Source organism: Nocardia sp. NPDC056952 (genome assembly GCF_042674185.1).
Lineage (GTDB): Bacteria > Actinomycetota > Actinomycetes > Mycobacteriales > Mycobacteriaceae > Nocardia.
Window position 1 is genome coordinate 123,223 of record NZ_JBHURA010000007.1, and the last position, 26,037, is coordinate 149,259.

Annotated in this window: 21 protein-coding genes and 1 pseudogene; 9 read left to right on the forward strand and 13 right to left on the reverse strand. The window is 68.7% G+C overall.

Going from position 1 to position 26,037, the window contains the following annotated elements; genetic code table 11:
* Nucleotides 1-8: 8 nt before the first annotated feature.
* Entirely contained in the window at nucleotides 9-626 is a 618-nt protein-coding gene (locus tag ACFTS5_RS23860; RefSeq protein WP_378634743.1) for a TetR/AcrR family transcriptional regulator, read from the reverse strand.
* A gap of 83 nt (nucleotides 627-709) precedes the next feature.
* On the opposite strand from ACFTS5_RS23860, the gene ACFTS5_RS23865 reads away from it, so the two are divergent.
* Genes ACFTS5_RS23865 through ACFTS5_RS23875 form a run of 3 tightly spaced genes read left to right on the forward strand, consistent with a single transcriptional unit; the run spans nucleotide 710 to nucleotide 2,761 of the window.
* Complete coding sequence (locus ACFTS5_RS23865) at nucleotides 710-1,489, forward strand: hypothetical protein (RefSeq protein WP_378634746.1); 780 nt, start codon at nucleotides 710-712, stop codon at nucleotides 1,487-1,489.
* A gap of 31 nt (nucleotides 1,490-1,520) precedes the next feature.
* Nucleotides 1,521-1,691 (forward strand): DUF2613 domain-containing protein, encoded by a 171-nt coding sequence (locus tag ACFTS5_RS23870; RefSeq protein ID WP_082844323.1) that lies wholly within the window; start codon nucleotides 1,521-1,523, stop codon nucleotides 1,689-1,691.
* Nucleotides 1,688-2,761 (forward strand): DUF3068 domain-containing protein, encoded by a 1,074-nt coding sequence (locus ACFTS5_RS23875; RefSeq protein WP_378634749.1) that lies wholly within the window; start codon nucleotides 1,688-1,690, stop codon nucleotides 2,759-2,761. Before ACFTS5_RS23870 ends, ACFTS5_RS23875 begins: the two co-directional genes overlap by 4 nt.
* 97 nt (nucleotides 2,762-2,858) lie before the next feature.
* Here the strand turns inward: ACFTS5_RS23875 and ACFTS5_RS23880 are convergent, their stop codons facing one another.
* Nucleotides 2,859-4,001 (reverse strand): RNA polymerase sigma factor, encoded by a 1,143-nt coding sequence (locus tag ACFTS5_RS23880; RefSeq protein WP_378634751.1) that lies wholly within the window; start codon nucleotides 3,999-4,001, stop codon nucleotides 2,859-2,861.
* The gene (locus ACFTS5_RS23885; RefSeq protein ID WP_378634754.1) at nucleotides 3,998-4,405 is read right to left on the reverse strand and encodes a YciI family protein; all 408 of its coding nucleotides are present in this window, start codon (nucleotides 4,403-4,405) and stop codon (nucleotides 3,998-4,000) included. The genes ACFTS5_RS23880 and ACFTS5_RS23885 overlap by 4 nt, the downstream gene beginning before the upstream one ends.
* A 188-nt stretch (nucleotides 4,406-4,593) precedes the next feature.
* On the opposite strand from ACFTS5_RS23885, the gene lon reads away from it, so the two are divergent.
* Nucleotides 4,594-7,080, forward strand: a complete 2,487-nt coding sequence (lon, locus tag ACFTS5_RS23890) for an endopeptidase La (protein WP_378634756.1) — start codon at nucleotides 4,594-4,596, stop codon at nucleotides 7,078-7,080.
* Between the two features lie 234 nt (nucleotides 7,081-7,314).
* Here the strand turns inward: lon and ACFTS5_RS23895 are convergent.
* Nucleotides 7,315-7,722, reverse strand: a pseudogene (locus ACFTS5_RS23895) (PaaI family thioesterase); the annotation flags it as partial.
* 41 nt (nucleotides 7,723-7,763) lie between these two features.
* Entirely contained in the window at nucleotides 7,764-8,327 is a 564-nt protein-coding gene (locus tag ACFTS5_RS23900) for a TetR/AcrR family transcriptional regulator (RefSeq protein WP_378634759.1), read from the reverse strand.
* A 72-nt stretch (nucleotides 8,328-8,399) separates the two neighbouring features.
* On the opposite strand from ACFTS5_RS23900, the gene ACFTS5_RS23905 reads away from it, so the two are divergent.
* From ACFTS5_RS23905 to ACFTS5_RS23915, 3 genes are read left to right on the forward strand one after another with little or no spacing between them, the layout of a single operon-like run.
* Entirely contained in the window at nucleotides 8,400-9,467 is a 1,068-nt protein-coding gene (locus tag ACFTS5_RS23905) for a DNA polymerase IV (protein WP_378634761.1), read from the forward strand.
* Nucleotides 9,468-9,511: 44 nt separating this feature from the next.
* Nucleotides 9,512-10,507, forward strand: coding sequence for an acryloyl-CoA reductase (locus tag ACFTS5_RS23910; RefSeq protein WP_378634764.1), 996 nt, complete (start codon nucleotides 9,512-9,514; stop codon nucleotides 10,505-10,507).
* A gap of 57 nt (nucleotides 10,508-10,564) precedes the next feature.
* Complete coding sequence (locus ACFTS5_RS23915) at nucleotides 10,565-12,007, forward strand: amidase (protein ID WP_378634767.1); 1,443 nt, start codon at nucleotides 10,565-10,567, stop codon at nucleotides 12,005-12,007.
* Here ACFTS5_RS23915 and ACFTS5_RS23920 read toward each other — a convergent pair.
* Genes ACFTS5_RS23920 through ACFTS5_RS23950 form a run of 7 tightly spaced genes read right to left on the reverse strand, consistent with a single transcriptional unit; the run spans nucleotide 11,961 to nucleotide 20,102 of the window.
* Nucleotides 11,961-13,532 (reverse strand): chlorohydrolase family protein, encoded by a 1,572-nt coding sequence (locus tag ACFTS5_RS23920; RefSeq protein WP_378634769.1) that lies wholly within the window; start codon nucleotides 13,530-13,532, stop codon nucleotides 11,961-11,963. The two genes, ACFTS5_RS23915 and ACFTS5_RS23920, sit on opposite strands and share 47 nt — an antisense overlap.
* Before the next feature lies 1 nt (nucleotide 13,533).
* Nucleotides 13,534-14,787: an amidohydrolase family protein gene (locus ACFTS5_RS23925; protein ID WP_378634772.1), complete on the reverse strand. Its 1,254-nt coding sequence runs from the start codon at nucleotides 14,785-14,787 to the stop codon at nucleotides 13,534-13,536.
* 4 nt (nucleotides 14,788-14,791) lie between these two features.
* Entirely contained in the window at nucleotides 14,792-16,321 is a 1,530-nt protein-coding gene (locus ACFTS5_RS23930) for an ABC transporter substrate-binding protein (protein ID WP_378634774.1), read from the reverse strand.
* A 7-nt stretch (nucleotides 16,322-16,328) separates the two neighbouring features.
* A complete protein-coding gene (locus tag ACFTS5_RS23935) occupies nucleotides 16,329-17,321 on the reverse strand; it encodes an ABC transporter ATP-binding protein (protein ID WP_378634776.1) in 993 nt (330 codons plus the stop codon).
* On the reverse strand, nucleotides 17,318-18,316 hold the full coding sequence (locus ACFTS5_RS23940; protein WP_378634778.1) for an ABC transporter ATP-binding protein: 999 nt from the start codon (nucleotides 18,314-18,316) through the stop codon (nucleotides 17,318-17,320). The genes ACFTS5_RS23935 and ACFTS5_RS23940 overlap by 4 nt, the downstream gene beginning before the upstream one ends.
* On the reverse strand, nucleotides 18,313-19,185 hold the full coding sequence (locus ACFTS5_RS23945) for an ABC transporter permease (RefSeq protein WP_378634780.1): 873 nt from the start codon (nucleotides 19,183-19,185) through the stop codon (nucleotides 18,313-18,315). Before ACFTS5_RS23945 ends, ACFTS5_RS23940 begins: the two co-directional genes overlap by 4 nt.
* Nucleotides 19,182-20,102 carry an ABC transporter permease gene (locus ACFTS5_RS23950; RefSeq protein WP_378634783.1) on the reverse strand — a complete coding sequence of 307 codons (921 nt, stop codon included), beginning with the start codon at nucleotides 20,100-20,102 and terminating at the stop codon, nucleotides 19,182-19,184. The genes ACFTS5_RS23945 and ACFTS5_RS23950 overlap by 4 nt, the downstream gene beginning before the upstream one ends.
* Before the next feature lie 287 nt (nucleotides 20,103-20,389).
* On the opposite strand from ACFTS5_RS23950, the gene ACFTS5_RS23955 reads away from it, so the two are divergent.
* Nucleotides 20,390-21,103 (forward strand): GntR family transcriptional regulator, encoded by a 714-nt coding sequence (locus tag ACFTS5_RS23955; protein ID WP_378634785.1) that lies wholly within the window; start codon nucleotides 20,390-20,392, stop codon nucleotides 21,101-21,103.
* A 65-nt stretch (nucleotides 21,104-21,168) separates the two neighbouring features.
* On the opposite strand, the gene ACFTS5_RS23960 is transcribed toward ACFTS5_RS23955, so the two are convergent.
* Nucleotides 21,169-23,052, reverse strand: a complete 1,884-nt coding sequence (locus tag ACFTS5_RS23960; protein ID WP_378634788.1) for an ABC transporter ATP-binding protein — start codon at nucleotides 23,050-23,052, stop codon at nucleotides 21,169-21,171.
* 158 nt (nucleotides 23,053-23,210) lie between these two features.
* Between ACFTS5_RS23960 and ACFTS5_RS23965 the strand changes: the two genes are divergently transcribed.
* Complete coding sequence (locus ACFTS5_RS23965) at nucleotides 23,211-26,024, forward strand: FAD-binding and (Fe-S)-binding domain-containing protein (RefSeq protein ID WP_378634791.1); 2,814 nt, start codon at nucleotides 23,211-23,213, stop codon at nucleotides 26,022-26,024.
* Nucleotides 26,025-26,037: the final 13 nt, after the last annotated feature.

Consider the following 26,037-nt stretch of genomic DNA (forward strand, 5'->3'; position numbering starts at 1 on the left):
CCCTGATGTCAGTCGAACGTGACCAGCGCCAGGGCCGCGCCGGTGAGCAGATCGACCAGCTCGTCGACGGGCGGACGCGACTCGCGCAGCAGCCATTCGTGCGCCACGCCGGTGACCGCGCCCGTGATCAGCGCGGTGGTCAGCTCGGCGTCGCCGCGCAGGCGCACCCCCACTCGCTCCAGCGCCCCCTCGATCAGTGCGGACCAGGCGTGCCTGCGGGTCCGGCGATGGGTCTCCATCCGATCGCTCACCCCGACCACCTCGATCAGCGCCACCTGCGCGCGATACGGGTCGGACCCGAGCGACTCCAGGTACGCGCCGAAGCCGGCCCGCAACGCGAGCTGCGGATCGGTCGAGCCGAGCGCGACCAGCGCGGTGCCGACCGCGGCCGCCGCGTCGTCCTGGATCCGGTCGTAGGCCGCTACCAGCACGTCTTCACGAGTTTCGAACTCCTCGTAGAACTGCCGCTTGGACAGCCCGGCTGCCGCGCACACCTCGGCGAGCGAGCACGTGGCGTAGCCACGTTCCGCGAAGATTTGCGTCGCTGCTTCCAGGAATCGCAGTCGTCGTTCGGCTTTTCGCGCGACGACCGTACGACCCCCATACCGCCTGTCCGCTGTAGTCACCTCTCCAAAGTATCTGAAACCCGGGATAACACTGACCTTTCCGGGTCGCTTCATCTATCCACCGAACAAAGGACGGCCGACCAGTGCTGAGCACCCGAGCATCGCGGACCGCATTGTCCGCCCTCGTACTAGCGGCGGGTGCGGCACTCGTGGCACCCACGCCCACGATGGCTGCCCCGCAGTCCGCCGCGACGCAGCCGAGCGTCCCCGCCATCGCCGAGAACGTCCCCTCCGAGACGCTCGCCGCGCTGGCTCCGACGATCGTAGGCGCGATCTCCGCCCCCGGCCCCATCGCCGACGGCGGACAGGCCGCGATCCTGGCCCAGGCGCGCGTGCTGCTGGCCACCCCCGGCATCCCGGCGCAGGTCAAGGCCACCCTCGAAAAGGTCATCACCTTCCTCGACGGCAGTGGCGGCGGCGGTCCCGAATTGCCGCCTTCGGACGGTCCGCGCATCGCGCAGTTCCTCTACCCGACCATCGGCAAGGGCTGCATCGGCCCGACGTCGGATTCCGTCGGCACCGCGCTGGCGGTCCCCGGCCCGGCGACGCTGCCGCCGCCCGGACCGGCCGCGGGCCAGACCGGCTTCGTCTTCACCGCGCTCGGCACGAAGACCGCCACGGTCGTGCAGAATCCGCCGATGACGGTGCAGTGGGTCAACCTCGACAACCGTCGCACCGGTACCCAGCCGCTCACCACCGAGGCGGGCATCAACGCCGACGGCCCGGCCACTCTCACCGCTATCGCCGACACCGGTCCCGGCCGGGTCGCGGCAGTGATCACCGGCTCGCTCACCACGGCCACCGCCGACGGTGACCGCACCTGCTCGTTCGCCCCGACCCTCGGTTTCTTCTCCGTCGGCTGAGTCCTCGCACCACGCAATTGGAGTTCGATCTATGAAGTTTGTCGTCCCCGGCCTGGTCAGCGGCCTGGCCGGCGCGGTCATCGGGGTGATTGCCGTACTCGGCATCACCGCGGGCGCGCAACAGAATTCGATCCCCGCGCCCGAGGAGTCCGGTGACCCGGGCTCGTCGCTGCTCGGCAACGTGCAGTACGGCTCGCGATGAGCAACGTACGCAGGCTCATCGCCTGCATCCTCGTCGGTCTCGGCGCGCTGCTGCTCGCGGCCGCGGTCATGATTCCCACCTACACGGTCGGCAAGGTCGCCAAGACCCCGCTCGACCTGCGCATCACCACGGTCGCCAAGAGCGTGCCCGGCGAGGAAAGCCTCGTGCTGGACGCGAAGTCGCTCACCGCGACCGAGGGCGCTGCCAAGGTGAACACCAATGTGCCGCTCGTTTCCCAGCGCTTCCTGACTGTCGAGGAGCCCTCCGACGCCGACGAGATGACCGTCCAGGCCGGCCAGACCCTGCGTCGCGACGACCAGGATCCCAAGGACGGCCTGCTCACCGCCTCGGTCGACCGCGTCACCATCGACCGCGTCACCGGCGCGCCGATCGACGCCTCGCCCAACGGTTCGATCGCCGTGGCTCAAGACCCCAAGTCGGGCGCCGCGATCCCCACCGAGTCGCAGCGGCGCGGCCTGCAGTACCGCTTCCCGATCGGCACCGAGAAGAAGTCGTACCCGTACTTCGACCTCAACGCCCGCGCCACCTACGACATCGATTTCATCGAGGAGTCGGAGATCAACGGCGTGCCGGTCTACCACTTCCGGCAGACCATCCCGGTGACGAACATGTGGGACGTCGTCAAGCACCCGTCCCACCAGCTCGCCCTGCCCGCCGCCAAGTGGGGCCTCGAGGGCACCGAGCCGGTCACCATGACGCGCTTCTACACCAACACCCGCGACGTGTGGGTGGAGCCGAGGACCGGCGCGGTTCTCAAGGGTGGCGAGAACCTCCACATGTACTACGGCCGTAGCGCCGGGCAGGTGGACGTCAACATCCTGAAGTCGCACCTCGTCTTCGACGAAGAGACCGTCGAGGCCCAGATGGCCGTCACCCAGGAGAGCCTCGACAAGCTCGACCTGTACGGCAAGACCCTGCCGATCATCCTGGGCATTCTCGCCGCCATCTTCCTCATCGGCGGCGCGGTCCTCGGATTCCTGAGCTCGGGCTCCACCTCGGGCCGTCCGTTCGATCCCCCGACCGAGCGGATTCGTTCCTCGAACCTGTAAGCCACCTGTCCACAACTCGGCCTCCCCCGGTCCTCAACCCGGGGGAGGCCGAGCTGTTTTGCGGGCCGGTTTCCTCGGTGCCGCGCGGCAATCGGATTCAGGGTCGCGGTAACTGCCGAACCCGGGCCGCCTCGCGAGTGAGATGGTCGCGCTCGAGAACTGTGGTGGCCGCGCGGGCCGCCGCGGCGTACAGGGTCGCGGCCTCGTCGAGTTCGCCTGCCCGTTCGAGGAGGTAGGCCCGGGATGCGCTGTGGCGCGGTAGTTCCGGGTCGAGATCGGCGAGAGCGGCCAGGCCGGCTCGGGGGCCGTCGGCCTCGCCGACCGCGACCGCGCGATTCAGGCGCACCACCGGGCTGTCGGTGAGAAGCAGTAGTTCGTCGTACCACTCCACGATCTGTATCCAGTCCGTTTCGGCGGTGCTCGGCGCGTCCGCGTGCAGGGCCGCGATCGCGGCTTGGGCCTGGTATTCGCCCAGGCGGTCACGGGCCAGCGCGGCTTGCAGGATCGTCACGCCCTCGGCGATAAGGTGTGTGTCCCACCGGGATCGGTCCTGTTCGGCGAGCGGAATCAAGCGCCCGCCCTCGGTGCGCGACGCCCGGCGGGCGTGGTGCAGCAGCATCAGCGCGAGCAGCCCCGAGACCTCGGGTTCGCCGGTCGAGGCGGCGAGCTGACGGGTGAGGCGGATGGCTTCGGCGGCCAGGTCGATGTCGCCGCTGTAGCCCTCGTTGAAGACGAGGTAGAGCACCCGCAGCACCGTTGCCGGATCGCTGGGACGGTCGAGCGGTAAGCCCGTGATCCGCTTCTTGGCCCGGCTGATCCGTTGCGCCATAGTCGATTCCGGAACCAGGTAGGCCGTCGCGATCTGCCGGGTCGTCAGGCCGCCGACCGCACGCAAGGTCAGCGCGACGGCCGAGCCCGGCGACAACGCGGGATGCGCGCACAGGAAATACAGCCACAGCGTGTCGTCCGTGGCGGGCACCGGGCCGGCTTCGGGCTCGGCGTCGACCGCGAATTCACGCCCACGCCTGGACGTTTCGGCGCGCGTCGCGTCGATGAATTTTCGCCAGGCGACGGCGACGAGCCAGCCTTTCGCATCGCGCGGTGGATCGTCGGGCCAGGTTTCCAGCGCCCGGATCAGCGCTTCCTGTACCGCGTCCTCGGCCGCGGCGAACTCGGCCCCGCGGCGGACGAGGATCCCGATCACCGCGGGGACGAGTTCGCGCACCAGCGCTTCGTTCATTCGGTCACCGTGGGCAATTCCGCGTAGAACGGCCGCAGTTCGAGCCACTCCTGCACCGGCTTCCCGCCCGCCCCCGGTGCCGCGGACAGCTCCCCTGCCAGCTCGAGCGCCCGGTCGTAGGTGTCGACGTCGATGATCATCCAGCCGGCGATCAGGTCCTTGGTCTCCGCGAACGGCCCGTCGGTGACCGGCGGGCGCCCCTCGCCGTCGGAGCGGACGAACGTGCCCTGCGTGGTCAGCGCCTGACTGTCGACGTACTCGCCGGTCGATTGCAGCCGTGTCGCGAAATCCTGCATGTACCGCACGTGCGCGGTCACCTCCTCGGGCGTCCACTGATCCATCGGCACGTCGTTGACGGACGCGGGAGCGCCACGGTAGTGCTTGAGCAGCAGGTACTTGGCCATGATGTTCTCCTCGGTTCGTGTGCTGTGTGGGTTGTACCCCTGGGACGGAGCCACCCACGCGTTCTCGACATCGGCCGCACAAGAATCTCGGCCGATTATTTTCGCCGTGAGTGAACGGCGCCACCTGCAGGAACAAACCGCCGGGGGTCCATGTTGAGTCAGCAAAGCTCAACTTTGGAAGGGTCGACATGACTTCAGCTCAGAACCTGCCGGTGCTGTTCCTGACCGATCCGATCGTGCTGCCGGGCATGGTCGTGCCCATCGAATTGGACGAATCCGCGCAGGCCGCCATCGACGCCGCCCAGGCGGCCAAAACCGGTTCGGTGCTGGTCGCGCCGCGCCTCGACGAGGGCTACGCGTCCTACGGCGTCGTCGCCACCATCGAACAGGTCGGCCGGATGCGCGGCGGCGCGCCCGCGGCCGTGCTGAAGGCCGAGCGCCGCGCCCGGATCGGGCACGGCGTCACCGGGCCGGGCGCCGCGCTGTGGGTGGAGGCCGAACTCGTCGAGGCGGTCGAGCCCGACGAGCGGACCACCGAGCTCGCCGCCGAGTACAAGAAGCTGGTCGTCGCCGTGCTGCAGCGGCGTGAGGCCTGGCAGATCATCGACATCGTCAACCAGCTCGACGACGTAGAGGCCATCGCCGACACCGCGGGCTACGCGCCGTACCTGTCCGATGACCAGAAGCGCGAACTGCTCGAGACCCCCGATGTCGCGGTGCGGCTGACCAAGCAGATCGACTGGATCAAGGACCACATCGCCGAGGTGGAGGTCACCGACAAGATCTCCGAGGACGTCCGCGACGGCATGGAGAAGAGTCAGCGCGAGTTCCTGCTGCGTCAGCAGCTCAACGCCATCCGCAAGGAACTCGGTGAGGACGAACCCGACGGCGCCGACGACTACCGCACCCGCGTGGAGAACGCGGACCTGCCCGAGAACGTGCGCGCCGAGGCGCTGCGCGAGGTCGGCCGGCTGGAGCGCGCCAGCGACCAGAGCCCGGAATCGGGCTGGATCCGTACCTGGCTCGACACCGTGCTCGATCTGCCGTGGACGGTGAAAACCGAGGACAGCACCGATGTCTCGGCCGCTCGTGCGGTGCTCGACGCCGATCACCACGGCCTCGACGAGGTGAAGGACCGGATGGTCGAGTACCTGGCGGTGCGAACGCGGCGGGCCGCGCGCGGTCTCGAGGTCGTGGGTGGACGCGGGTCCGGCGCGGTGCTCGTGCTGGTGGGTCCCCCCGGTGTCGGCAAGACCTCGCTGGGTGAATCGGTCGCAAAGGCTCTGGGCCGCAAGTTCGTTCGTGTCGCCCTCGGCGGCGTGCGCGACGAGGCCGAGATCCGTGGCCACCGTCGCACCTACGTCGGCGCGCTGCCGGGCCGGATCGTGCGTGCGGTGAAGGAGGCGGGTTCGATGAATCCCGTGGTCCTGCTGGACGAGATCGACAAAGTCGGCTCCGACTTCCGTGGTGATCCGGCGGCGGCCCTGCTCGAGGTCCTCGACCCCGCGCAGAACCACACCTTCCGCGACCACTACCTGGACCTGGACCTGGACCTGTCGAATGTCCTGTTCATCGCGACCGCCAACGTCATGGACACCATTCCCGGCCCCCTGCTGGACCGTATGGAGCTCATCACCGTCGACGGCTACACCGAGGCCGACAAGGTGGCGATCGCGCGCGACTTCCTGGTTCCCCGCCAGCTCGAGCGCAACGCGCTGACCGCGGAAGAGGTGTCGATCACCGACGCGGCCTTGCGCGAGATCGCGGCGAACTACACCCGGGAGGCGGGTGTGCGTCAAATGGAGCGCCTGGTGGCAAAAGCCCTGCGCAAGGCGGCGACTCGTCTGGTGACGGGCGACGCCGCGAGCGTCGGCGACGCTGCCGTGGATGCCCCGCTCGTCGACAAGGGCGCGCTGGGCGAGGGCGCGGTGCTCGGGTACGACCCCGGACTCGGCTACGACAACGTCATCGACATCGCCGCCGGTCCGCAGCCGGTCGGTCAGGTGACGAGCCTGGTGGTCGACCTCGACAACCTCACCGACTACCTCGGGCGTCCCCGCTTCACCCCGGACTCGATGGAGCGCACCTCCGTCCCGGGCGTGGCGACGGGCCTCGCGGTGACCGGTGCGGGCGGCGATGTCCTCTACATCGAGGCCAACGGCGCCGAGGGCGAGCGTTCTCTCACCCTCACCGGCCAGCTCGGTGACGTGATGAAGGAATCCGCTCAGATCGCGCTCACCTACGTCCGTTCGCACCTGGAGGAGATCGGTATCGAGCCGAAGGTCCTCGACCGCAACATCCACATCCACTTCCCCGCGGGTGCGGTCCCCAAGGACGGACCTTCGGCAGGCGTCACCATGGTCACCGCCCTGGTGTCGCTGGCCCTCGGTCGCCCGGTTCGCGGCGATGTCGGGATGACCGGCGAGGTCACTCTGAACGGCAGCGTCCTGCCGATCGGCGGCGTGAAGCAGAAGCTGCTCGCCGCCCAGCGAGCCGGCCTGAAGACCGTCTTCATCCCGGCCCGCAACGAACCGGACCTGGACGAAGTCCCGGCGGAAGTGCTGGCCGCTTTGAACGTCCGCCCCGTCGCCGACGTGGCAGACATCCTGGCCTACGCGATCGAGCCGATCGCCGAACCCGCCGCCGACGGCAAGACCTTCGCCGTCAGCGCCTGATCCCCGCCGTCAACGGGCCGTGCACAGCTGTGTACGGCCCGTTGCCGTGTCCGGCTAGCGGCTGACGGTCGGCGGCAGCATCGGGCCTGCGACGGTGACCACGGCGAGTTGGTCGGTGTCGTAGTTGTCCTGGTCGTCGAGGTCGTCGTCGAGGTCATCGTCGAGGTCGTCGTCGTCGAAACCGTCCGCGTCTTCCTCGGTGGCGGGGGCGAGGTCCTTCTCGACGCGGCGGGTGGTGCCCTGGGCGACCGCGCAGAGGACAGGTTCCTCGCCCTCGGTCTCGGCGTACACGTCGCAGTGAGTGACGGCCTGGCGGCGGGTGGCGCCGAGGACGGTGGCGTGCACGCGCAGGCGCTCGCCCTGGGCGGGGCGCAGGTAGGTGATGGTGAAGCCGCCGGTGAGGACGTTGGGGCCCAGGACGGTGCCCGCGGCGAAGGTGAGGGCGTTGTCGGCGGCGTAGGCGAGTACCCCGCCGTGCACGAAGCCGAACTGCTGGCCGTGTTCGGGCTGGATGTCGATGATGAGAGTGGCTGCGCCATCACCGAATTCGGTGAGCTCGGTGCCGACCAGACGGGCGAACGGCTGCGCGGCTAGTACCTGGCGCGCCAGGTCGAGGTCGAGGGTGGAAGCTTCGGTCGGCATCGGGTGTTCCGTTCTTCGAGTTGCGTGGCCCTGCATGGTGACTATTCGGTGCCGTCGGCCCGCAGTGTCGCCCACGCGGCGGCGGCGAGCTCGGGGGCGACATCGGTTGGCGCGGTACGGATATTGCCACCAAGCCATTGGCGGGAGTATTCCTGTGCCGCACCGAGCCACAGCGCGTAGACGAGATCGAGTTCCAGGTCACGCACCGCGCCGTATCCCGCGTGCGTGCGCCACCACCGCCGGACGGCCGTGAGGAACTCCACATTGCGCTCGCTCTCCCGGACACCGGGCGGCCGCGAGCCCATGAGAACCGTTGCGCGATATTGATATTCGTGCACCCACCGCAGGTGCGCACGCACCCCGGATTCGACGCCGGTGCGCGCGTCGGGACTGTCGGCGACGGCATTCCAGAAGTGTTGCTGGTAGTCGGTGAGCGCGGCCACCCAGACCTGTCGATAGAGGTCGGACTTGTCCGGAAAGTGGTGGTACAGCGCGCCGACGCTGGCATCGGCGGCGGCGCGGATATCGCTCAGGGTGGCATCGAGGACACCGCGTTCGGCGAACTGCCGCTCCGCGGCCAGCAGCAACCGATCTCGCATCTCCATATACAGAATTTAGTTCGGTCCGGCTGGCGTGGCAAGAGTCGATGTGTCGGTGCGATGCGGTAAGACGGACCTGTGCCCCGGTGGCTCCTGCATGTGGATCTCGACCAGTTCCAGGCGGCGGTGGAATTCCGGCGTCGCCCTGAGCTGCGCGGCCGGCCGGTGATCGTCGGCGGCGAGGGTGATCCCGCGCAGCCACGCAAGGTCGTGACCTGCGCTTCTTATCCCGCGAGGGCCTACGGTGTGCGTGCGGGGATGGCGTTGAGAATGGCGCAGCGCAAGTGTCCGGAGGGTGTTTTCCTGCCGGTCGACATGGCCGCCTACGAGGTGGCCTCCGAAGAGATCATGGCGACGCTGGGCCGGGTGGCCGGCGCGGTCGAGGTCTGGGGGATGGATGAGGCGTTCGTCGCCACCGACGGCGATCCGTGGCAGCTGGCCGCCGAAATCCGTACCGCCATCATCGAACTCGGCCTCACGTGCGCGGTCGGCATCGGCGACAACAAGCTCACCGCGAAGCTGGCCACCGGTTTCGCCAAGTCCACCGGCAAGACCTCCGCCGAACCCGAGCACGACCCCGGCGCCGCCACCGGCATCTTCGAGCTCACCGCCGCCAACTGGACCGAACTCATGGGCCACCGCCCCACCGACGCGCTCTGGGGCGTCGGTGCCCGCATCGCCCACCGCCTGGCCGACCTCCACATCACCACGGTCGCCGATCTCATGTCCGCCGACCGCGCGCGCCTGGCCGCCGAGTTCGGCCCGAGCACCGGCCCCTACCTGTGGGTCCTCGGCCAGGGCAAGGGTGACACCGAACTCTCCACCACCCCGCGAATCCCCGTGGGCCGCAGCAGATCCGAGACCTTCCCGCACGACCTCACCGACCCAGGGGAAATCCGCCGCGAGGTCGCCCGCATCGCCACCGAGGTCGCCGAGGAGATGCGCGAACACCACCGCGTCAGCACCCGGGTCTCGGTCACCGTCCGCACGAAAACCTTCTATACCCGCAGCAAACAGCAAAAACTCCCCACCCCCACCGACGACATCACCACCATCACCGACACCGCCCTGGCGATCATCGACCGCTTCGACCTGGACCGCCCGATCCGCCTCCTCGGCGTCCGCCTGGAACTCCTCCCACCGTGACGTGGGTCCTCCCCCGCGGGCTCGCGAACTCGTATGCTCGGGCAATGGAGTTCTCTGCGATGGTGGCTCGTGAGTCCGATGGTGGGATCGTTCTTGCCCGTGAAACGGTGGGAGACGACTTCCTCGGTAGCGGCGAGGTGACGATCAAGGTTCATTACTCGAGCGCGAACTACAAAGATCTGCTGGCGATCACGCCGCGCGGTGGGGTGGTGCGCAACTATCCGATCGTGCCGGGCATCGACCTCACCGGTGAGGTGATCGCCTCGGAGACCGATGACTTCTCCCCCGGCGACCAGGTCATCGCCCATGGCTACGACCTGGGTGTTTCCCGCAACGGCGGCTTCGCCGAGTACACGAGGGTGCCTGCCGAATGGGTGGTGAAGCTCGACGGCCTCGACACCCGCGACGCCGCCACCATCGGGACCGCGGGTTTCACCGCCGCCATGAGCGTGCAGGCCCTGCTCGACCACGGCCTGACCCCCGACGACGGCGCCGTCCTGGTCACCGGCGCGACCGGCGGTGTCGGCACCGTGGCCATCGACATCCTGTCCGGCCTCGGCTTCGAGGTGATCGCTTCCACCGGCAAGACCGACGCGAACGACCTGCTCGCCGAGCTCGGCGCCAACGAGGTGATCGGCCGGCTTCCCCTCGACCCCGACGCCAAGCCGCGCCCGCTCAACAAGGCCAACTGGGCGTCGGCGGTCGACAGCGTCGGCGGCGCCTCGCTGGCGCACGTCCTCAGCGCCATCGGTTACGGCGGGGCGGTGGCGGCCAGCGGCCTCACCGGCGGCGCCGAGCTTCCCACCACCGTGCTCCCGTTCATCCTGCGCGGCGTCAGCCTGCTCGGCATCGACTCGGTGCAGCTTCCGATCGAGAAGCGCCGCGCTCTGTGGACCGCACTGGGCAAGCAGCTTCGGCCCCAGCATCTGTCGACGATCGAGTCCTTCACGCCGATCACCGAGGTCGGCACGGTCCTGCAGTCGATCAAGGACGGCACCCACTCCGGGCGCACCGTGATCGGCGTGGCCAACGAGTTCTGAGCCCTCCAGAAGTTCGCCACACGACGACGTTACGGAGACTGTAATACTGTAACGAGCATGATGCTCCGCCCGAACGGCACCACGATCACCGACGAGTCCGCGATCGCGCTGGCCGCGTCCATTCGCGCCCGCGAGGTCAGCGTCCGCGCGGTGATCGATGCCCACATCGCTGTGCTGGAACGTTTCGCCCCCGCCACGAACGCGGTGGTGGTGGATTGCTACGACACCGCGCGGGCACAGGCCGACGCCGCCGACGCCCACCTCGCGACCGGGCCGGAGCACCTGCCACCGCTGTTCGGCGTCCCGATCACCGTCAAGGAATCCCTGGCGGTTGCCGGCTTGCCCAACACTGCGGGCGTCGTGGCTCGTCGGCACCTGCGGCCCACCGCGAATGCCACCGTGGTGCAACGAGTTCTGGACGCGGGTGCGATCGTGCTCGGGCTGACCAACACCGCCGAGGGGTGCATGTGGCTCGAGTCGACGAACCGGGTCTACGGGCGAACCAGCAACGTGCACGACCGGGCACGGACGGCGGGCGGGTCCTCGGGCGGTGAGGGCGCCGCCGTCGGCAGCGGCGGCTCCCCGCTCGGCCTGGCCACCGATACCCTCGGCTCGATCCGGGTTCCCGCCTTCTGCAACGGCGTCTTCGGACACCGCCCGTCGACCGGCCTGCTCCCCACCACCGGCGCGTGGCCACCACCGTTCGGTGTGGCCGCCCTGTGCTCCAACGGGGTCATCGCCCGCCGTGCGGCCGACCTCATGCCCCTGCTGCGGATCATGGCCGGCCCCGACGGGACCGATCCCCTGGTCCGCGCGGCCACCCTCGGCGATCCGGCGACGACCTCGATGCGAGGTGTGCCCGTCGTGCTGCTCGACGGAACCTTCGCCCCCGGCTTCGGCCGTGAGGTGCTGGCCGCGCGCGACCGCGCCGCCGCCTCCCTCATCGAGGCAGGCGCCGAGGTCACCCGGGTACCGATGCGTTCGCTGCGGACGATCGGGCTCTTCGCCACGATCGTGCTGGCCGAGGAGACCGGGATCAGCTTCGCCGAGATCATGCGCGGCGAGGGCGCCGACATCCTCGCACCCGGACAACTCACCGCCCTGCGCGGCGACCACACCCTCGCCACCCGCCTCCTCGCGCTCGGCGAGCTGATCGCGGCCCGGCTACCCACCCGGGTGGCCCGGCGCATCACCGCCGCCGCACACCGCACGGCCGCCGAGATCACCGAGATCATCGGTGACGGTTTGCTCCTGCATCCGACCCTGAGCACGGTCGCGCCGCGTCACGGCCGCACCACCGGCCGCCTGTGGCGCACGAACACGGTCGCACCGTTCAGCCTCGCCGGGCTGCCCGTCACCCAGGTGCCGCTCGGCCGCGGCACCCACGGTCTGCCACTCGGGGTACAGGTGGTCGCGGGACACAACCGCGATCACCTCTCGATCGCCGCGGCCCTCACTCTCGAGAAGGCGTTCGGCGGCTGGGTCCGCCCGCGGGGCTGACCACTCCCCCTCCGGGTGTGGTCATGTGCTCGGGAGCTACGCGATCGCCGCGCGGTATCGACGGCTCGGCCGGAAAGGACGCCGGGAACAGTTCGCCGGCGGGACGGCGTAGGTAGTCGCGCTCGGTGTAGGCCGCACGCATCCGGTCGAACAGTGACTGCGCCCGCCGGGTCATCGCAGGCAGGTCGATGCCGGGAATTACCCCGTCGCGCAACGTGATCCGCCCGGCGACCATGGAGAAATCCGCCGCGCGCCCGGTGCTGTTCATGCACAGGGTGCGGACCGGATCGTCGAGGACGCCGTCGCGCGGGTCGTCGAGGCGGAAGGCGACCAGGTCGGCGGTCGCCCCCACCGCGATCGTGCCCAGGTCCGGTCGGTGCAGCGCTTCGGCACCGCCGAGCGTCGCCGCCGAGACGTAGTCGCCGTAGGTGGCCGCGTCGAGCCGCGATGCCAGCACCTTGGCCAGGGTGACGCCGATGTCGATGCCGCGCACCAGATCCGGCGGAAAAGAGTCGGTGCCGAGGGCGATGCGCACGCCCGCTGCCCGGTACCGATCGAAGCTGTCGAGCGCCGATCCGTGTCTGGCCGAGGTGAGCGGGCAGTGCACGATCGACGCTCCCGACGCCGAGAGCGTGCCGAGATCGTCATCGGTATCGGCGTCCACGTGCGGGTTCGAGTCGATGTAGATCCCGTGGGGGATGAGCAGATTCGGCCCGAGGAGACCGGTCCGCTCGAGCACGGCCAGCGGTGACATACCGAACCGCTCGATCACGAACGCGCGTTCGTGCAGCCCTTGGAGCGCGTGCAGGCGGACCAGCGCGCCGGTCGCCGCGGCCAGCGCGGAGGTCCGGTGCAGCAGATCCTCGGACAGCGTCTCGATCCGGCACGGGAGCAGTGTCCCGTGGATCAGATCGGTGTCCTGCGCCGAGGCCCACTCCAGGAACCGCGCCGCACCCTCGAACCCGTCGAGCCCGAGTTCTTCGTTCCAGTAGATGGACCGCGAGCCGTCGTCGTCGACCACGTTGACCCCGGATCGGTACGCGGGCCCGAGGTACACCCGCAGGCCGAGACGCCGTGCGGATTCGGCCATCGCCACGGCGTCGGCGTAGGTCTCCGCCCAATCGCTGTGCACCTCCGACGCGATCGGCATCGCCGTCGTCACCCCGTGCAGCAGCAGCTGGACGAACCCGTACTCACGGATGAACGCCCGCTCCTCGGCGTCGAACACCGCGCGCCGCCGCTGCGTGGCGTACTCGCGCGACCATTGCAGACCGAGGCCGAGCTCGCGCGACTGCCACGAATCCAGGATCGTGTGGTCGATGTCGGTGAGCGCGTCGAGGTCGATGAGCCCGGGCATCAAGATCGCGTCCCCGAGCTCGATCACCTCGTCGACGGTCTCCAGACCGCGCGGACCGGCGGCGACGATGCGCGAATCCTCCACCACCACTTCACCGTCGGTGAGCATCACGTGGCCACCGACGATCCCCGACGCGAGTACATGGCGTGCTCGAATACCGCGCCGCATCTCAGCTCCTCCCCCTGCCCCAACGACCGGGAATCTCGAATCCGTCCAGTGCCGTATCGACGGAAACGACACTCCCCCGATGGATTACAGTGCGCTCGGCCGGGCGGTCCATCACAGCCGAAGTCGGGCTGGCCGCGTCGACCAGGAAGAACTCGGCCGGATCACCGACCTCGAAACCGGGATGCGGCTCGCTCCGGCCGAGCGGGCGCAGACTGCGGTCGAGCACGCTCGCTCCACCCCAACTGGCCACGGCGAGAGCGTGTTCCACGTGCTCGTCGGATCTGAACCCGTTGACGAACGCGAGTTGCCAGGCGCGGTCGAGCATGTCGCCGTTGCCGTAGGGCGACCAGTAGTCCCGCTGACCGTCCATCCCGACCCCGACGCGCACACCGGCCGCGGCCAGGTCGAGCAACGGCAACGCCCAACCCTGCGCGCCCGCCGCGTGGGTGAGGGCGATGTCGAGCTCCGCCAGCTGCTCGATCGCCGCAGGCACAGCGGGCAGCCCACCGGCCAGGCACCGGGCATGGGAGATGGTCGCCAGACCGGTCATCCCGAGCGCCCGCACCCGTTCGATGATCAGCGACAGGGTGAACAGCCCCAGCTCACCCGCTTCGTGCAGGTGGATGTCGACGCCGACCTGATGCTTGTCGGCCAGCCCGAACACCGCGTCGAGATGTCGCACCGGATCGCGGTCGAGTTCGCACGGATCCATCCCGCCGACCAGGTCGGCCCCGGCCGACAGTGCCGCGTCCATGAGGTCGACGACGCCGGGTTCGAGCAGGATTCCGACCTGCGGGAACGCCACGATCTCCACGTCGCACACGTCGTCGTAGCGTTCCCGCGCCGCGAGTTCGCCTTCGAGCTTGGTGAGCCCGGAATCGGCGTCCACCTGGGCGTGACTGCGAATCCTGGTGGCCCCGTTGGCCACTGCCACCGCGAGGGTGAACGAGGCGCGTTCGGCCACGGAACGTTCCGCCGACCGCCAGTGCTCGCGATCGTTCATGATCCGGCCCCACCGTCCCGGCATCCCGGTCTGGGCACGGAACGGCAGTCCGAGCCTGCTCGAGTCGAGATGCAGATGCACATCCGACAGGGCGGGCAGGATCAACCGGCCTGCGCCGTCGACGATTTCACCGGCAGGCGCCGGCGAACCGGTGGCCGCGGATACCGCGGCCACCGTGCCGTTCTCGATCAGCAGGTCCACCGGCGGGCCGCCCCAGGGGCGAACATCGGTGATCAACAGCGAATCACCCACGCGCTCAGTCCTTGCCGAAGGTCGCGGCGTCGACGGTGATCATCCCGTCCGCCCGCGGCTTCCAGTTCAGCGCCGGGTCCACCGCGTAGCTGGCATCGGGGGTGTAGAGGCCGAGCAGCAGCGCCTTGGAATCGTTGAGGGTGAACAGATCTCGGTAGACATCGATCCTGGCCTGTCCGGCGACGGTCCGGGTCTTGGCGACCAGGGCCTGGGTTTCCGGCAGCATCGCGTAGTCGTTCCACTGCCCGCCGAACATCGAGGCGATCGGGGCGTCGCCGTCCATGGTGGACGGCGCGTAGGTGTTGAGGTAGATGCCGGTGGCGGCCTTCTTCGTGTAGATCATCTGGGAATGGCTGCTCTGGTCGGTGCCGTGCAGGGTGATGGTGATGCCGACTTCGGCAAGGTTCGCCTGGATCGACTGGGCGATCTCAGAGCTCAGCGGGATGCGTCCGTTCGTCGCGTACTGGAAGGGGATCGGCGTGCCGTTGTAGCCCGCCGCGGCCAGCAGCTGTTTGGCCTTGGCCGTATCACGCACCGGCGCAGGATATTTCGGGTCGTAGCCGCCGACGTTCTTGGCGACCAGCTGGTTGTCGACCGTCGCGCGGCCCGCGAGCAGACTCTTGACGATGGCGTCCCGGTCGATCGACAGTGCGATCGCCTCGCGTACCCGCTGGTCGGCCAGCGGACCCGCCGTGGCGTTCATGCCGAGGAAGGTGACGCCGTTGGAGACCCGCGACTCGATGTGCACACTCTTCGAACCATCTACGGCGGCAACCTGATTAGGCGCGATCAAGGCCACATCGAGGCTGCCGGACTGAACGCCGTTGAGTCGGGCGTCGGCGTCGGCCACCGTCTTGAAGGTCACGGTCTCCAGTGCGGCCTTGTCGCCCCAGTAGTTCGGATTGCGCTTGACGACGTATTCGACGCCGCGCGTGTAGTGGTCGAACACGAACGGCCCCGAGCCGACCGGTGCGGCCGCGAATCCCGCGGAACCGAGCTTGGTGTAAACACTTTCGGGCACGATCGAGACGCCGGTGGTGATGGTCGGCCACGCGGAGAAGGGGGCGTTGAGGCTGAACACCACGGTATTGCCGGGACCGGCGGCGGCGGAGGTGAACATCTCCATATAGGTGGCCGGATCGCCGTTGGGTGTCGCCTTGATCTGGTTGTAGGTGAACGCGACATCGGAGGCTTTCACCGGTTCGCCGTTGTGGAACTTCGCGTCCTCCCGAATCGTGAACGTCCACTGGGTGAAATCGGCGTTGTGCTCCCACGAGGTCGCGAGCTTCGGGCCGATCACGCCTTCCGCGTCGAAGCGGGCGAGCTGGTCGAAGGTCGCGAAGTAGTAGTTGTAGCCTGCCAGCGAACCGTCGCTGATCGGGTCCGGCACGTCCGTCGGTTCGGTGACCGCGCCGACCACGAGGGTCTTCGTCGACGCGGTGTCGGTGCCCGCGGGTGCGCAGGCACTCAGGGTGACGGTGGAGAACGCGAGGATCGCGAGTCCGGTAGCCACACTGCGGGTGATCGGTCTCATGGGTTTCCTAATCTTTCGTGGAGCGGGGAAGTGGGTGCAGGCACGCCGCGACATGCCCGGCGGGGCCGAGCGGCTCGAGTTCCGGTATGCGCGTGGCGCATTCGTCGGTGGCCTGTGGGCAGCGGGTGCGGAAGGTGCAGCCGCTCGGCGGATTCGCGGCATCGGGGAGCTCGCCGCGGATCAGCGTCGAGGTGTCGCGGTGGCGTTGATGGGGGTCGGGAACGGGAGCCGAGGCGATCAGCGCGCGCGTGTACGGATGCCGGGGGCTGGTGAACACGTCTTCGGTGGCGCCGATCTCGACGAGCTTGCCCAGATGCATCACCGCGACGCGGTCCGACAGGTGCCGCACGACCGAGAGATCGTGGGCGATGAACAGATACGACAGGCCGAGCTGTTCCTGCAGGTCTTGGAGCAGGTTGATCACCTGGGCCTGCACCGAGGCGTCGAGCGCGGACACCGGTTCGTCGAGCACCAGCACCTCCGGTCTCGGCGCGAGCGCCCTGGCGATCCCGAGCCGTTGCCGCTGTCCGCCGGAGAACTCGGCCGGGCGCCGGTCGAGCGCGTCCAGTCCGAGCCCGACCTGGTCGAGCAGTTCGAGCACGCGGGCGCGGGAGTAGCCGCCCGCGATCCGGAGCGGTTCGGCGATGATGTCGTGCGCGCTCATCCGCGGATCGAGGGAGGAGTACGGGTCCTGGAACACCAGCTGCACCCGGTTGCGCAGCGCCCTGCGCGCGGCCGGTCGCAGGGCGGCCAGGTCGTGGCCGAGGATGCGCACCGAACCCGCGGTCGGGGTGTTGATGCCGAAGATCGTGCGGACCAGCGTGGACTTCCCGCCACCGGATTCGCCGACCAGGCCGAAGGTTTCACCGCGTACGACCCCGAAGCTCACGCCGTCGAGGGCTCGCAGTCTGCGCTTGCCGGTGAGGCCGCGCCTGCTGGTGAAGCTCACCTCGAGGCCGTCGACCCGGATCACTTCCTCTGCGGTATCGATCACGGTCATGCCGAAATGTCCTCTCGGAGAGGGGCGGCGAGCGCGGGCGGGCAGGCGAGCGCGCGACCGTCGCCGATGGCGACGAGAGGTGGTGGGGCTGTGTCGCATTCGCGGCTCCTGCCCGCGAACTCGCAACGCGGGGCGAACCCACACCCGGCCGGACGTTTCGTCGGTGACGGTGGCGAGCCAGGGATGGCGTAGGCGCGGCCCGCGCCCGCCTGCCCGAGCAGACTGCCCTGCAGGCCACGGGTGTACGGGTGGGCGGCGTCGTCGAAGATCTGCCACACCGTGCCGGTCTCGACCACCCGGCCCGCGTACATGATCGCCACCCGATCGGCGTACTGGGCGACCAACCCGAGATCATGGGTGATCAACACCATCGCCGCGCCGCTGCGGGCGCGAGCCTGTGCCAGCACCTCCATGAGCTGGGCCTGGATGGTCACGTCGAGCGCGGTGGTCGGCTCGTCGGCGATGAGCACCGCCGGATCGTTGGCCATCGCCATGGCGATCACCGCGCGCTGGCGCATACCGCCCGACCACTGGTGGGGATAGGCGCGCGCCCGCTCGGCCGGTTGTGGGATACCGACGGAGGCGAGGAGTTCGACTACGCGCTGCTTGCGTTTCCTTGCGTCGAGCCGCTGATGCACCGCCAGCGCGCGACCGATCTGCGTGCCGACCCGGCGCACCGGATTGAGGGTGGTCATCGGGTCCTGGAAGACCATGCCGAGTTCGGCGCCCCGCAGGCGCCGCAGGGTTTCGTCGTCGGCGCCGACGAGTTCGTCGCCGCGGAAACGCACGCTGCCCGAGAAGATCGTCAATGCCGGGGGGAGCAGGCCGAGGGCGGCGAGCATCGTCACCGACTTGCCCGATCCGGATTCGCCGACGAGACAGAGCACTTCGCCCTCCTCCAGGCGCAGGCTCACCCCGTCGACGAGTACCACACGGTCGCCCGCGGCGGTCTCGTAGCCGACGGTGAGATCGGTGATCTCCAGCAATGGGCTCATGCCACAACCTCTTTCGCGAGAGCGCCGCGACGAGCGCGTGGCGCCCGCCGAACTCGGCGCAACCCCTGGCCTTCATCGGTGAATCGCCGGCTGGCCAGCAGGGTTCCGCCGATCACCAGCAGCAGTGCCACCGCCGGAACGATCGTCAGATAGGGCGCCTGGCGCAGGTACTTCTGTCCGTCGGTGATCATCAATCCCCAACTGGGAGTGGGTGGTTGCACGCCGAGGCCGAGATAGTCGAACGACGAGATCATGATCAGCACATTGCCGAGATCGGCGGTCGCCAGAATCAGCACAGGGACCGTGACGTGCCCGACTATGTGCTTGCGCATCACCCAGCCAGAGCGCGCGCCGAGCAGTTTCGGCGCGATCACGAAATCGCGACCGGACAGCCCGAGCGCGACCGAGCGCGCCACCCTGGCATAGCCGACCCAGAAGGTGACGCCGAGGATCGTCGCCATCAGCGCGGTACTCGGCCCGCGAATCGCCGACACCGCCATGATCACCAGCGTCATCGGGACCGCGAGCTGCACATCGGCGACACCCATCAGCACGCTGTCGGTGACACCGCGGAAGTAGCCCGACACCGTGCCGATCGTCATGCCGATCACCGCGTTGACCAGCACGATCACCAGGACCAACCCGAGCGTGATCCGTCCGGCCAGCGCCAGCCTGCTCGCCAGATCGCGACCGAGCGAATCGGTTCCGAGCGGGTAGTTCCCGGTGGTGAACGGCGCGGAGAACGCGGCCGCGAGGTCCTGCCCGTAGGGGTCGTAACCGGGGGAGAGGGGATACAGCAGGGAGAACAGCACGACTGCGAGGATCATGGCGACGCCCGCGATCGTGGCGTAGTCGCGGGGACGGATCATCGGACTCTCGCTCTCGGATCGATGACGCCGTAGAGGACGTCGATCCCGAAGTTGACGATCACGAAGATGGTCGCGATCACCACCAGCCCGGACTGGACCACCGGAAAGTCCCGGTTGAACACCGCGTCGAGCATCAATGTGCCCAAACCGGGCCAGGCGAAGACGTTTTCGACGATCACCAGACCACCGAGCAGCGTGCCGAGCGTGATTCCGGAGATGGTGAGCACCGGCAGCAGCGCGTTCGGCAGCACATCGCGCAGGAGCACCGAGGATCTCCGCTCGCCGCGCGCGTACGCGGTGCGCATGTAGTCCTGGGAGCTCTCGGCGACCAGCGAATTGTCCAGCAGCCGTGAGTAGACGACGAACTGTGCGGTGGCGATGGTGAGGGCGGGCATGATGATCGCGAGCGGGTCGGCACCGGCGAGCGAGGGCAACCAGCCGAGCGTCACCGAGAACACCAGCACCAGCAGCAGCCCGAACAGGAAGTCCGGCACCGCCAGTCGCGCCGCGCCGACACCGAGCGCTACCCCGCGCAGCGACCAGCGGCCGCTCAGGTGGATGGCGAGCACCACGGCGAAGGCGAGTGCGAGACCGATCGCGAAGCCCGCGACACCGAGTTGGAGCGAAGCGGGCAGGCGTTGCAGGACCAATGTCATCGACGAGGTGCCGGTCTGCTGGTACGAGTCACCGAAATCGCCGGACAGCACGCCGGTCACGTAGTCGAAGTACTGGGTCAGTGGCGGTTTGTCGAAGCCGAGTTCGGCTTCCAGCGCCGCGATGTCGGCCTCGCTCGCCGTTTCCGGCAGGAGAGAGGCCACGGGACTTCCGGTCGATCTGCCGAGCAGGAACGCCAGCGAGATGACGGCGAACACGGTGATCACCGCCTGGATGAGGCGGCGGATCAGATAGACGGCCAACACTGATCCTCTCTGTGTGCCGAGAATGTCATTCGGTATACAGAATTGGATTCCCGTGTATCCCCATTGTGTTCCGAAAGTTTCGGGTCCGTGAATGATTTCGATGCTGCCAACCGGCAGGAATGCCCTCGTCAAGGCTCATAGCCGACCCACGGAGCAGGCTTGGTTGCAGGTGGTCTGAGGTGGACAAAGATATATTTGGTCTACCGGATTGAATTCGGTAGGTCCGCCGCTAGACTGCGCGATCGCCGGCCGTCACCATCGGCGCGGCTTCGTAGACTGTTCGGGTGGCCCGAAACCTACGTCCGCCGGTAGAAGTCGTCGACGACACTTCGCAGACGCGACGGATATACGACGATCTGCGCCGCGCGATCATCACGGGGGAGTACCGCGAAGGCGAGAAACTGCCGGAGGCGCGCCTGGCCGCCATGCTCGGCACCTCGCGCCTGCCGGTGCGAGAAGCCCTGGCATTACTCGAATTCGACGGCATCGTCAGCGCGCTGCCGCGTCGCAGCGCGGTCGTGCGGTCCTGGGATACCACCGCGGTGGAGGAACTCTTCGATGTCCGCATCGGCTTGGAACCGCTGGCGGCCAGACTCGCCGCTGCCCGGATCAGGCAGGGGCACGACAGCTCACCCCTGCGGGCCGCGTTGCGAGAAGCGCAGGAGGCCACCGATTCTGGGGATCCGCTCCGCATCGCCGAGACGAACGCGAAGCTGCACGGCGCCATCGTGGAACTGTCCGGCAACTCGCTGCTCACTCAGCTGATGCGCACCATCCTCGCCCGGATGGCCTGGCTGTTCTTCCTCACCACCGAACGCAACACCGAGGAACAGCGCGACGAACACCAGCACCTCATCGACGCGATCTCCTCGGGCGACGAACGCCTGGCCGAATACGCCATGCTCAGCCACACCGAAGCAGGTCGCACCCCCACCCTCACGATCGTCACCGCGCTACGGCATGCCGACCATGACAATGCTCCTGGCGGCGACCGCTAGCCCAGCCCCCACGATCGGACCTCCGTCGGCCGTTCATGGGGAGCTGGGCTGAACAGACCTTTCGCTCAGACGGTGGCAGGGGCCACCGGGTCGTCGGCGAACTGGGTTCGGTAGAGCTCGGCGTACCGGCCGTCGGCGTTGAGGAGGGTGGCGTGGGTGCCACGCTCGACGACGCGGCCGTCCTCGAGGACCAGGATCTGGTCGGCGGCGCGGATGGTGGACAGGCGGTGGGCGATGACCAGTGCGGTACGGCCGGTCAGCGCTTCGGTGAGGGCTTCCTGAACCGCGGCCTCCGAGGTGGAGTCGAGGGACGCGGTCGCCTCGTCGAGGATGACGACCCTCGGCTGCTTGAGAAGCAGGCGGGCGATGGTGAGACGTTGGCGTTCACCGCCGGAGAGTCGGTAACCGCGTTCGCCGACCACCGTGTCCAGACCGTCGGAAAGCGACTTGACCAGGTCGCCGAGCCGGGCGCGACCGAGCGCGTCCCACAGTTCGTCCTCGGTGGCCTCCGGCCGGGCCAGCAGGAGATTCGCGCGGATGGTGTCGTGGAAGAGGTGCCCGTCCTGGGTGACCAGGCCGACGGTGCGCTGGATGGATTCGGTGGTCAGGTCGCGCACGTCGGAGCCGTTGAGGCGGACCGCGCCGGAGTCGACGTCGTAGAGACGCGAAACCAGCTGGGCGATAGTCGATTTGCCCGCGCCCGAGGAGCCGACCAGCGCGATGAGCTGTCCGGGTTCGGCGCGCAGCGACACCTGGTGCAGCACCTCGACACCGCCACGCCGGTCCAGCGTCGCGACATCTTCCAGCGAGGCGAGCGAGACCTTGTCGGCCGAGGGGTAACCGAAGTTCACCGCGTCCAGTTCCACCGCCACCGGGCCGTCGGGCACCGGGGCGGCGTGCGGGGCATCCTCGATCAGTGGCTTCAGGTCGAGCACCTCGAAGACACGCTCGAAACTCACCAGCGCGGACATGATCTCCAGGCGGGCGCTCGCCAGGGCGGTGAGCGGGGTGTAGAGGCGGGTGAGCAGCAGCGAGAGGGCCACGACCGACCCCGCGTCGAGGCTGCCGGTCAGCGCGTACCAGCCGCCGAGGCCGTAGACCAGGGCGAGGGCGAGGGCGGAGACCAGGGTGAGCGAGGTGACGAACGTGGTCTGCAGCATGGCGGTGCGTACGCCGATGTCGCGCACGCGGGTGGCGCGCTCCGCGAACTCCGACGATTCCTGCTTCGGCCTGCCGAACAGCTTCACCAGGGTGGCGCCCGGCGCGGAGAAGCGCTCGGTCATCTGGGTGCTCATGGCGGCATTGAGCTGGGCCGCCTCACGCTGCATGGCGGCGAGTTTGTTGCCGGCGCGCCGGGCGGGGATCACGAACACGGGGAGAAGGACAAGGGCGAGCAGGGTGATCTGCCAGGAGATGCTGAGCATCACGGCGAGCGTGAGGACCAGGGTGACGAGGTTGGTGATCACCCCGGACAGGGTGTCGCTGAACGCGCGCTGCGCGCCGATCACATCGCTGTTCAGCCGGCTCACCAGCGCGCCGGTGCGGGTCCGGGTGAAGAACGCGACGGGCATCTTCTGCACGTGATCGAACACGGCGGTGCGCAGATCGAGGATCAGACCCTCGCCGATCCTTGCCGACAGCCAGCGGATGGCGATGCCGAGGGCCGCGTCGAGAACGGCCAGACCCGCGATGGCGAGCGCGAGCAGCACCACGGTGCGCGGCGCCGCACCGTCGACGATCCCGTTGACAACCCGCCCCGCCAGCACCGGGGTGGCCACACCGAGCACTGCCGCCACCACGCTGAGCAGCAGAAACCCGCTGATCCGGCGTCGGTGGTGCTCGGCGAAGCGCAGGATCCGCCGTGCTGTCACCATGCTGAACGGGCGCTGTTCCTCCGGTGCGTTCACGCGCCGGTACATCTGGCTGTAGGCCACTGATTCGATACTCACTGCCACTCTCCTCGAGGCTCCCCACCCATTGAACTCCTGCCCACCGACACTAAAACCTCAACAAAGGTTGACCGCAAATACTTTCCGCGCGCACCGGGTTCAGCGCACAGCGAAACCGGCGGCCGATCACCGCCGGGTGACCGGAATAGGCTGGTCGGGTGGACGACGACCGGAGCTCGGAAAAGCTGGCCGACGCACTGCGCACGCGGACCGGCTGCCCGGTCGACGCGTCGGTGCGCAGACGCGTCGAGTACTCCGCCGACGCCTCCAACTACCGCGTCCGGCCCGCCATGGTCGTGTTTCCCCGTGGTGAGGACGACGTCGCCGCCACCGTGAACTTCGCCCGGGAGACCGGGCTGCCGATCACCGCTCGCGGCGCGGGCACCTCGGTCGCGGGCAATGCCATCGGACCCGGCATCGTGCTGGATTTCAGCAGGCAGATGAATGCCGTGCGCGCGGTCGACCTCGAGGCGCGAACAGCGATCGTGCAGCCAGGGCTGGTGCTGTCGGATCTGCAACGGCGGCTGCGGCCGCACGGGTTGCGGTTCGGGCCCGATCCGTCGACGCAGGACCGGTGCACCCTGGGCGGGATGATCGGCAACAACGCGTGCGGACCGCATGCGCTGGCCTGGGGTCGCACCTCCGATACCGTGCGTGAGCTGCGCATTCTCGACGGCACAGGGGAGCGGCGGACGCTCGGTTCCGACCTGGCGGCGGTGCCCGGCTTGGCGAAGTTCACCACCTCGAATCTCGCGGTGCTGCGCACCGAACTGGGACGGTTCGATCGTCAGGCCTCCGGCTACGGTCTGGAACACCTCCTGCCGGAACGTGGTTCGTCGGCGGCGAAGGCGTTCGTCGGTTCCGAAGGGACCTGTGGACTGCTCCTGGAAGCGGAGGTCGCGCTCACGCCTGTTCCCGCCGCGACCGTGCTCACGGTGCTCGGATACCCCGATATCGCCTCGGCGGCGGACGATATCGCCGCGGTGACCAGCTGCGCGCCGATCGCGGTCGAAGGCATCGATGCCGGACTGGTCGACGTGGTCCGCGCGCATCGGGGGACGGTGCCGGAGTTGCCGCGAGGTCGCGGCTGGCTGTTCGTCGAAACGGCGGGGGCGAGCCCGGCCGAGGCGCTGGCCGCGGCCCGGCGGCTGTGCGCGGCGAGCCACGCCGATGATCACCTGATCGTCACCGATCCGGTTGCCACAGCGGCACTCTGGCGCATTCGTGCCGACGGCGCCGGTCTGGCCGGACGAACTCCCGACGGGAAGCCCGCCTGGCCCGGGTGGGAGGACGCCGCTGTCCCGCCGGAGAATCTGGGGGCGTACCTGCGCGAATTCGCCACGCTCACCGCCGAATACGACGTGGGTGGTCTGCTGTACGGACACATCGGCGACGGTTGCATCCACGTGCGCCTCGACTTCCCGATCACCGGCGCACCCCGGCGTTTTCGCACCTTCCTCTTCGACGCCGCCGAACTCGTCGTGCGCCACGGTGGATCACTCTCGGGCGAACACGGCGACGGTCGCGCCAGATCCGAACTGCTCGAAGTGATGTACTCACCGGCCGCTCGCGCGGCCTTCGCGGGCTTCAAGTCCCTGTTCGATCCCGGTGACCTCCTCAACCCCGGCATCCTCGTCGTCCCGAGCCCCGTCGACGCCGACCTGCGGGTAGCCGGGCTCGCGCCGGTCCCCTCGCGGGGGTTCGCCCTGTTCGCAGACTCCGGCGATTTATCCACAGCTGTGCACAGATGTGTAGGAATCGGCAAGTGCCGCGCGGACACCGGCGGTTCCGGCGGCTTCATGTGTCCCTCGTATCTGGCCACCGCCGACGAGAAGGACACCACCCGGGCCAGGGCCAGAGTTCTCCAGGAAGTCGTCCGAGGCGAACTCGACTGGCGTGCACCGGCAGTCGAGCAATCCCTCGACCTCTGCCTCTCGTGCAAGGCCTGCGCCGCCGACTGCCCCGCGGGCGTCGACATGGCCACTTACAAATCCGAGGCGCTGTATCGGCGCTACCGCGGACGCTTACGGCCGGTGGATCACTACGTTCTCGGCCGGCTCCCGCGCTGGCTCGCCATCGCCCAGCACTTCCCACGCCTGGCCAATGCCATCGCGGCCCGTCCGCGCCTGCGCCGGGCCGGCCTGCGCCTGGCCGGAATCGACCCGCGGCGAGCAGCGCCGCGACTCGCCCCGAAGTCGTTTCGCCGATCGCTGGGCAGCGACGACCGCTCAGGTCCCAGCGAGACCGCGGCTACCGAGGTCATGCTGTGGATCGACACCTTCACCGACACCTTCGACCCGGAAAACGCGGCAGCCGCGACGCAACTGATCGAGCAACTCGGCTACCGTGTGCGCATCCCCAGCCACCGGGTGTGCTGTGGCCTGACCTGGATCAGCACCGGTCAACTGGACGGCGCCCGCGCCCGGCTGCGCGCCACCGTGGACGCACTGGACACCCACGTAGCTGCCGGTGGCCTGATCGTCGGTCTCGAACCGTCCTGCACCGCCACCCTGCGCGCCGACCTCCCCGAACTGCTCCCCGGCGATCCACGAGCGAAACAGGTCGCCGCCTCGGTCCGCACCCTCGCCGAGTTCCTGCTGGAACACCCCGGCTGGCAACCACCCCGCCGACCGCACGACACCGTGATCGTCCAACCGCACTGTCACCAGCACGCGGTCGGCGGCTTCGACGCCGAACGCCGAATCCTTGCCGCGATGGGCGTCACCGTCGGGGAACTGGCGGGCTGCTGCGGCCTGGCCGGCAACTTCGGCATGCAACGCGGCCACTACGACATCTCGGTCGCGGTCGCCGAGAACGCCCTGCTCCCGGCGCTGAGAAACGCCCCGGCGAACGCCGTCTTCCTGGCCGACGGCTTCTCCTGCCGCACCCAGGCCGACCAACTCGCCCATAGCCCCGGCGTGCATCTGGCCAGGTACCTGCTCGATTGTTCGAGCGCACCGGCTGCCGGTTGACGCCGATCACAGG

Coding starts and splice junctions, on each gene's coding strand:
- ACFTS5_RS23870 (WP_082844323.1), top strand. CDS start 1,521: ATGAAGTTTGTCGTCCCCGGCCTGGTCAGCGGCCTGGCCGGCGCGGTC.
- ACFTS5_RS23875 (WP_378634749.1), top strand. CDS start 1,688: ATGAGCAACGTACGCAGGCTCATCGCCTGCATCCTCGTCGGTCTCGGC.
- ACFTS5_RS23880 (WP_378634751.1), bottom strand. CDS start 4,001: ATGAACGAAGCGCTGGTGCGCGAACTCGTCCCCGCGGTGATCGGGATC.
- ACFTS5_RS23885 (WP_378634754.1), bottom strand. CDS start 4,405: ATGGCCAAGTACCTGCTGCTCAAGCACTACCGTGGCGCTCCCGCGTCC.
- lon (WP_378634756.1), top strand. CDS start 4,594: ATGACTTCAGCTCAGAACCTGCCGGTGCTGTTCCTGACCGATCCGATC.
- ACFTS5_RS23900 (WP_378634759.1), bottom strand. CDS start 8,327: ATGGAGATGCGAGATCGGTTGCTGCTGGCCGCGGAGCGGCAGTTCGCC.
- ACFTS5_RS23910 (WP_378634764.1), top strand. CDS start 9,512: ATGGAGTTCTCTGCGATGGTGGCTCGTGAGTCCGATGGTGGGATCGTT.
- ACFTS5_RS23915 (WP_378634767.1), top strand. CDS start 10,565: ATGATGCTCCGCCCGAACGGCACCACGATCACCGACGAGTCCGCGATC.
- ACFTS5_RS23920 (WP_378634769.1), bottom strand. CDS start 13,532: ATGCGGCGCGGTATTCGAGCACGCCATGTACTCGCGTCGGGGATCGTC.
- ACFTS5_RS23930 (WP_378634774.1), bottom strand. CDS start 16,321: ATGAGACCGATCACCCGCAGTGTGGCTACCGGACTCGCGATCCTCGCG.
- ACFTS5_RS23935 (WP_378634776.1), bottom strand. CDS start 17,321: ATGACCGTGATCGATACCGCAGAGGAAGTGATCCGGGTCGACGGCCTC.
- ACFTS5_RS23940 (WP_378634778.1), bottom strand. CDS start 18,316: ATGAGCCCATTGCTGGAGATCACCGATCTCACCGTCGGCTACGAGACC.
- ACFTS5_RS23945 (WP_378634780.1), bottom strand. CDS start 19,185: ATGATCCGTCCCCGCGACTACGCCACGATCGCGGGCGTCGCCATGATC.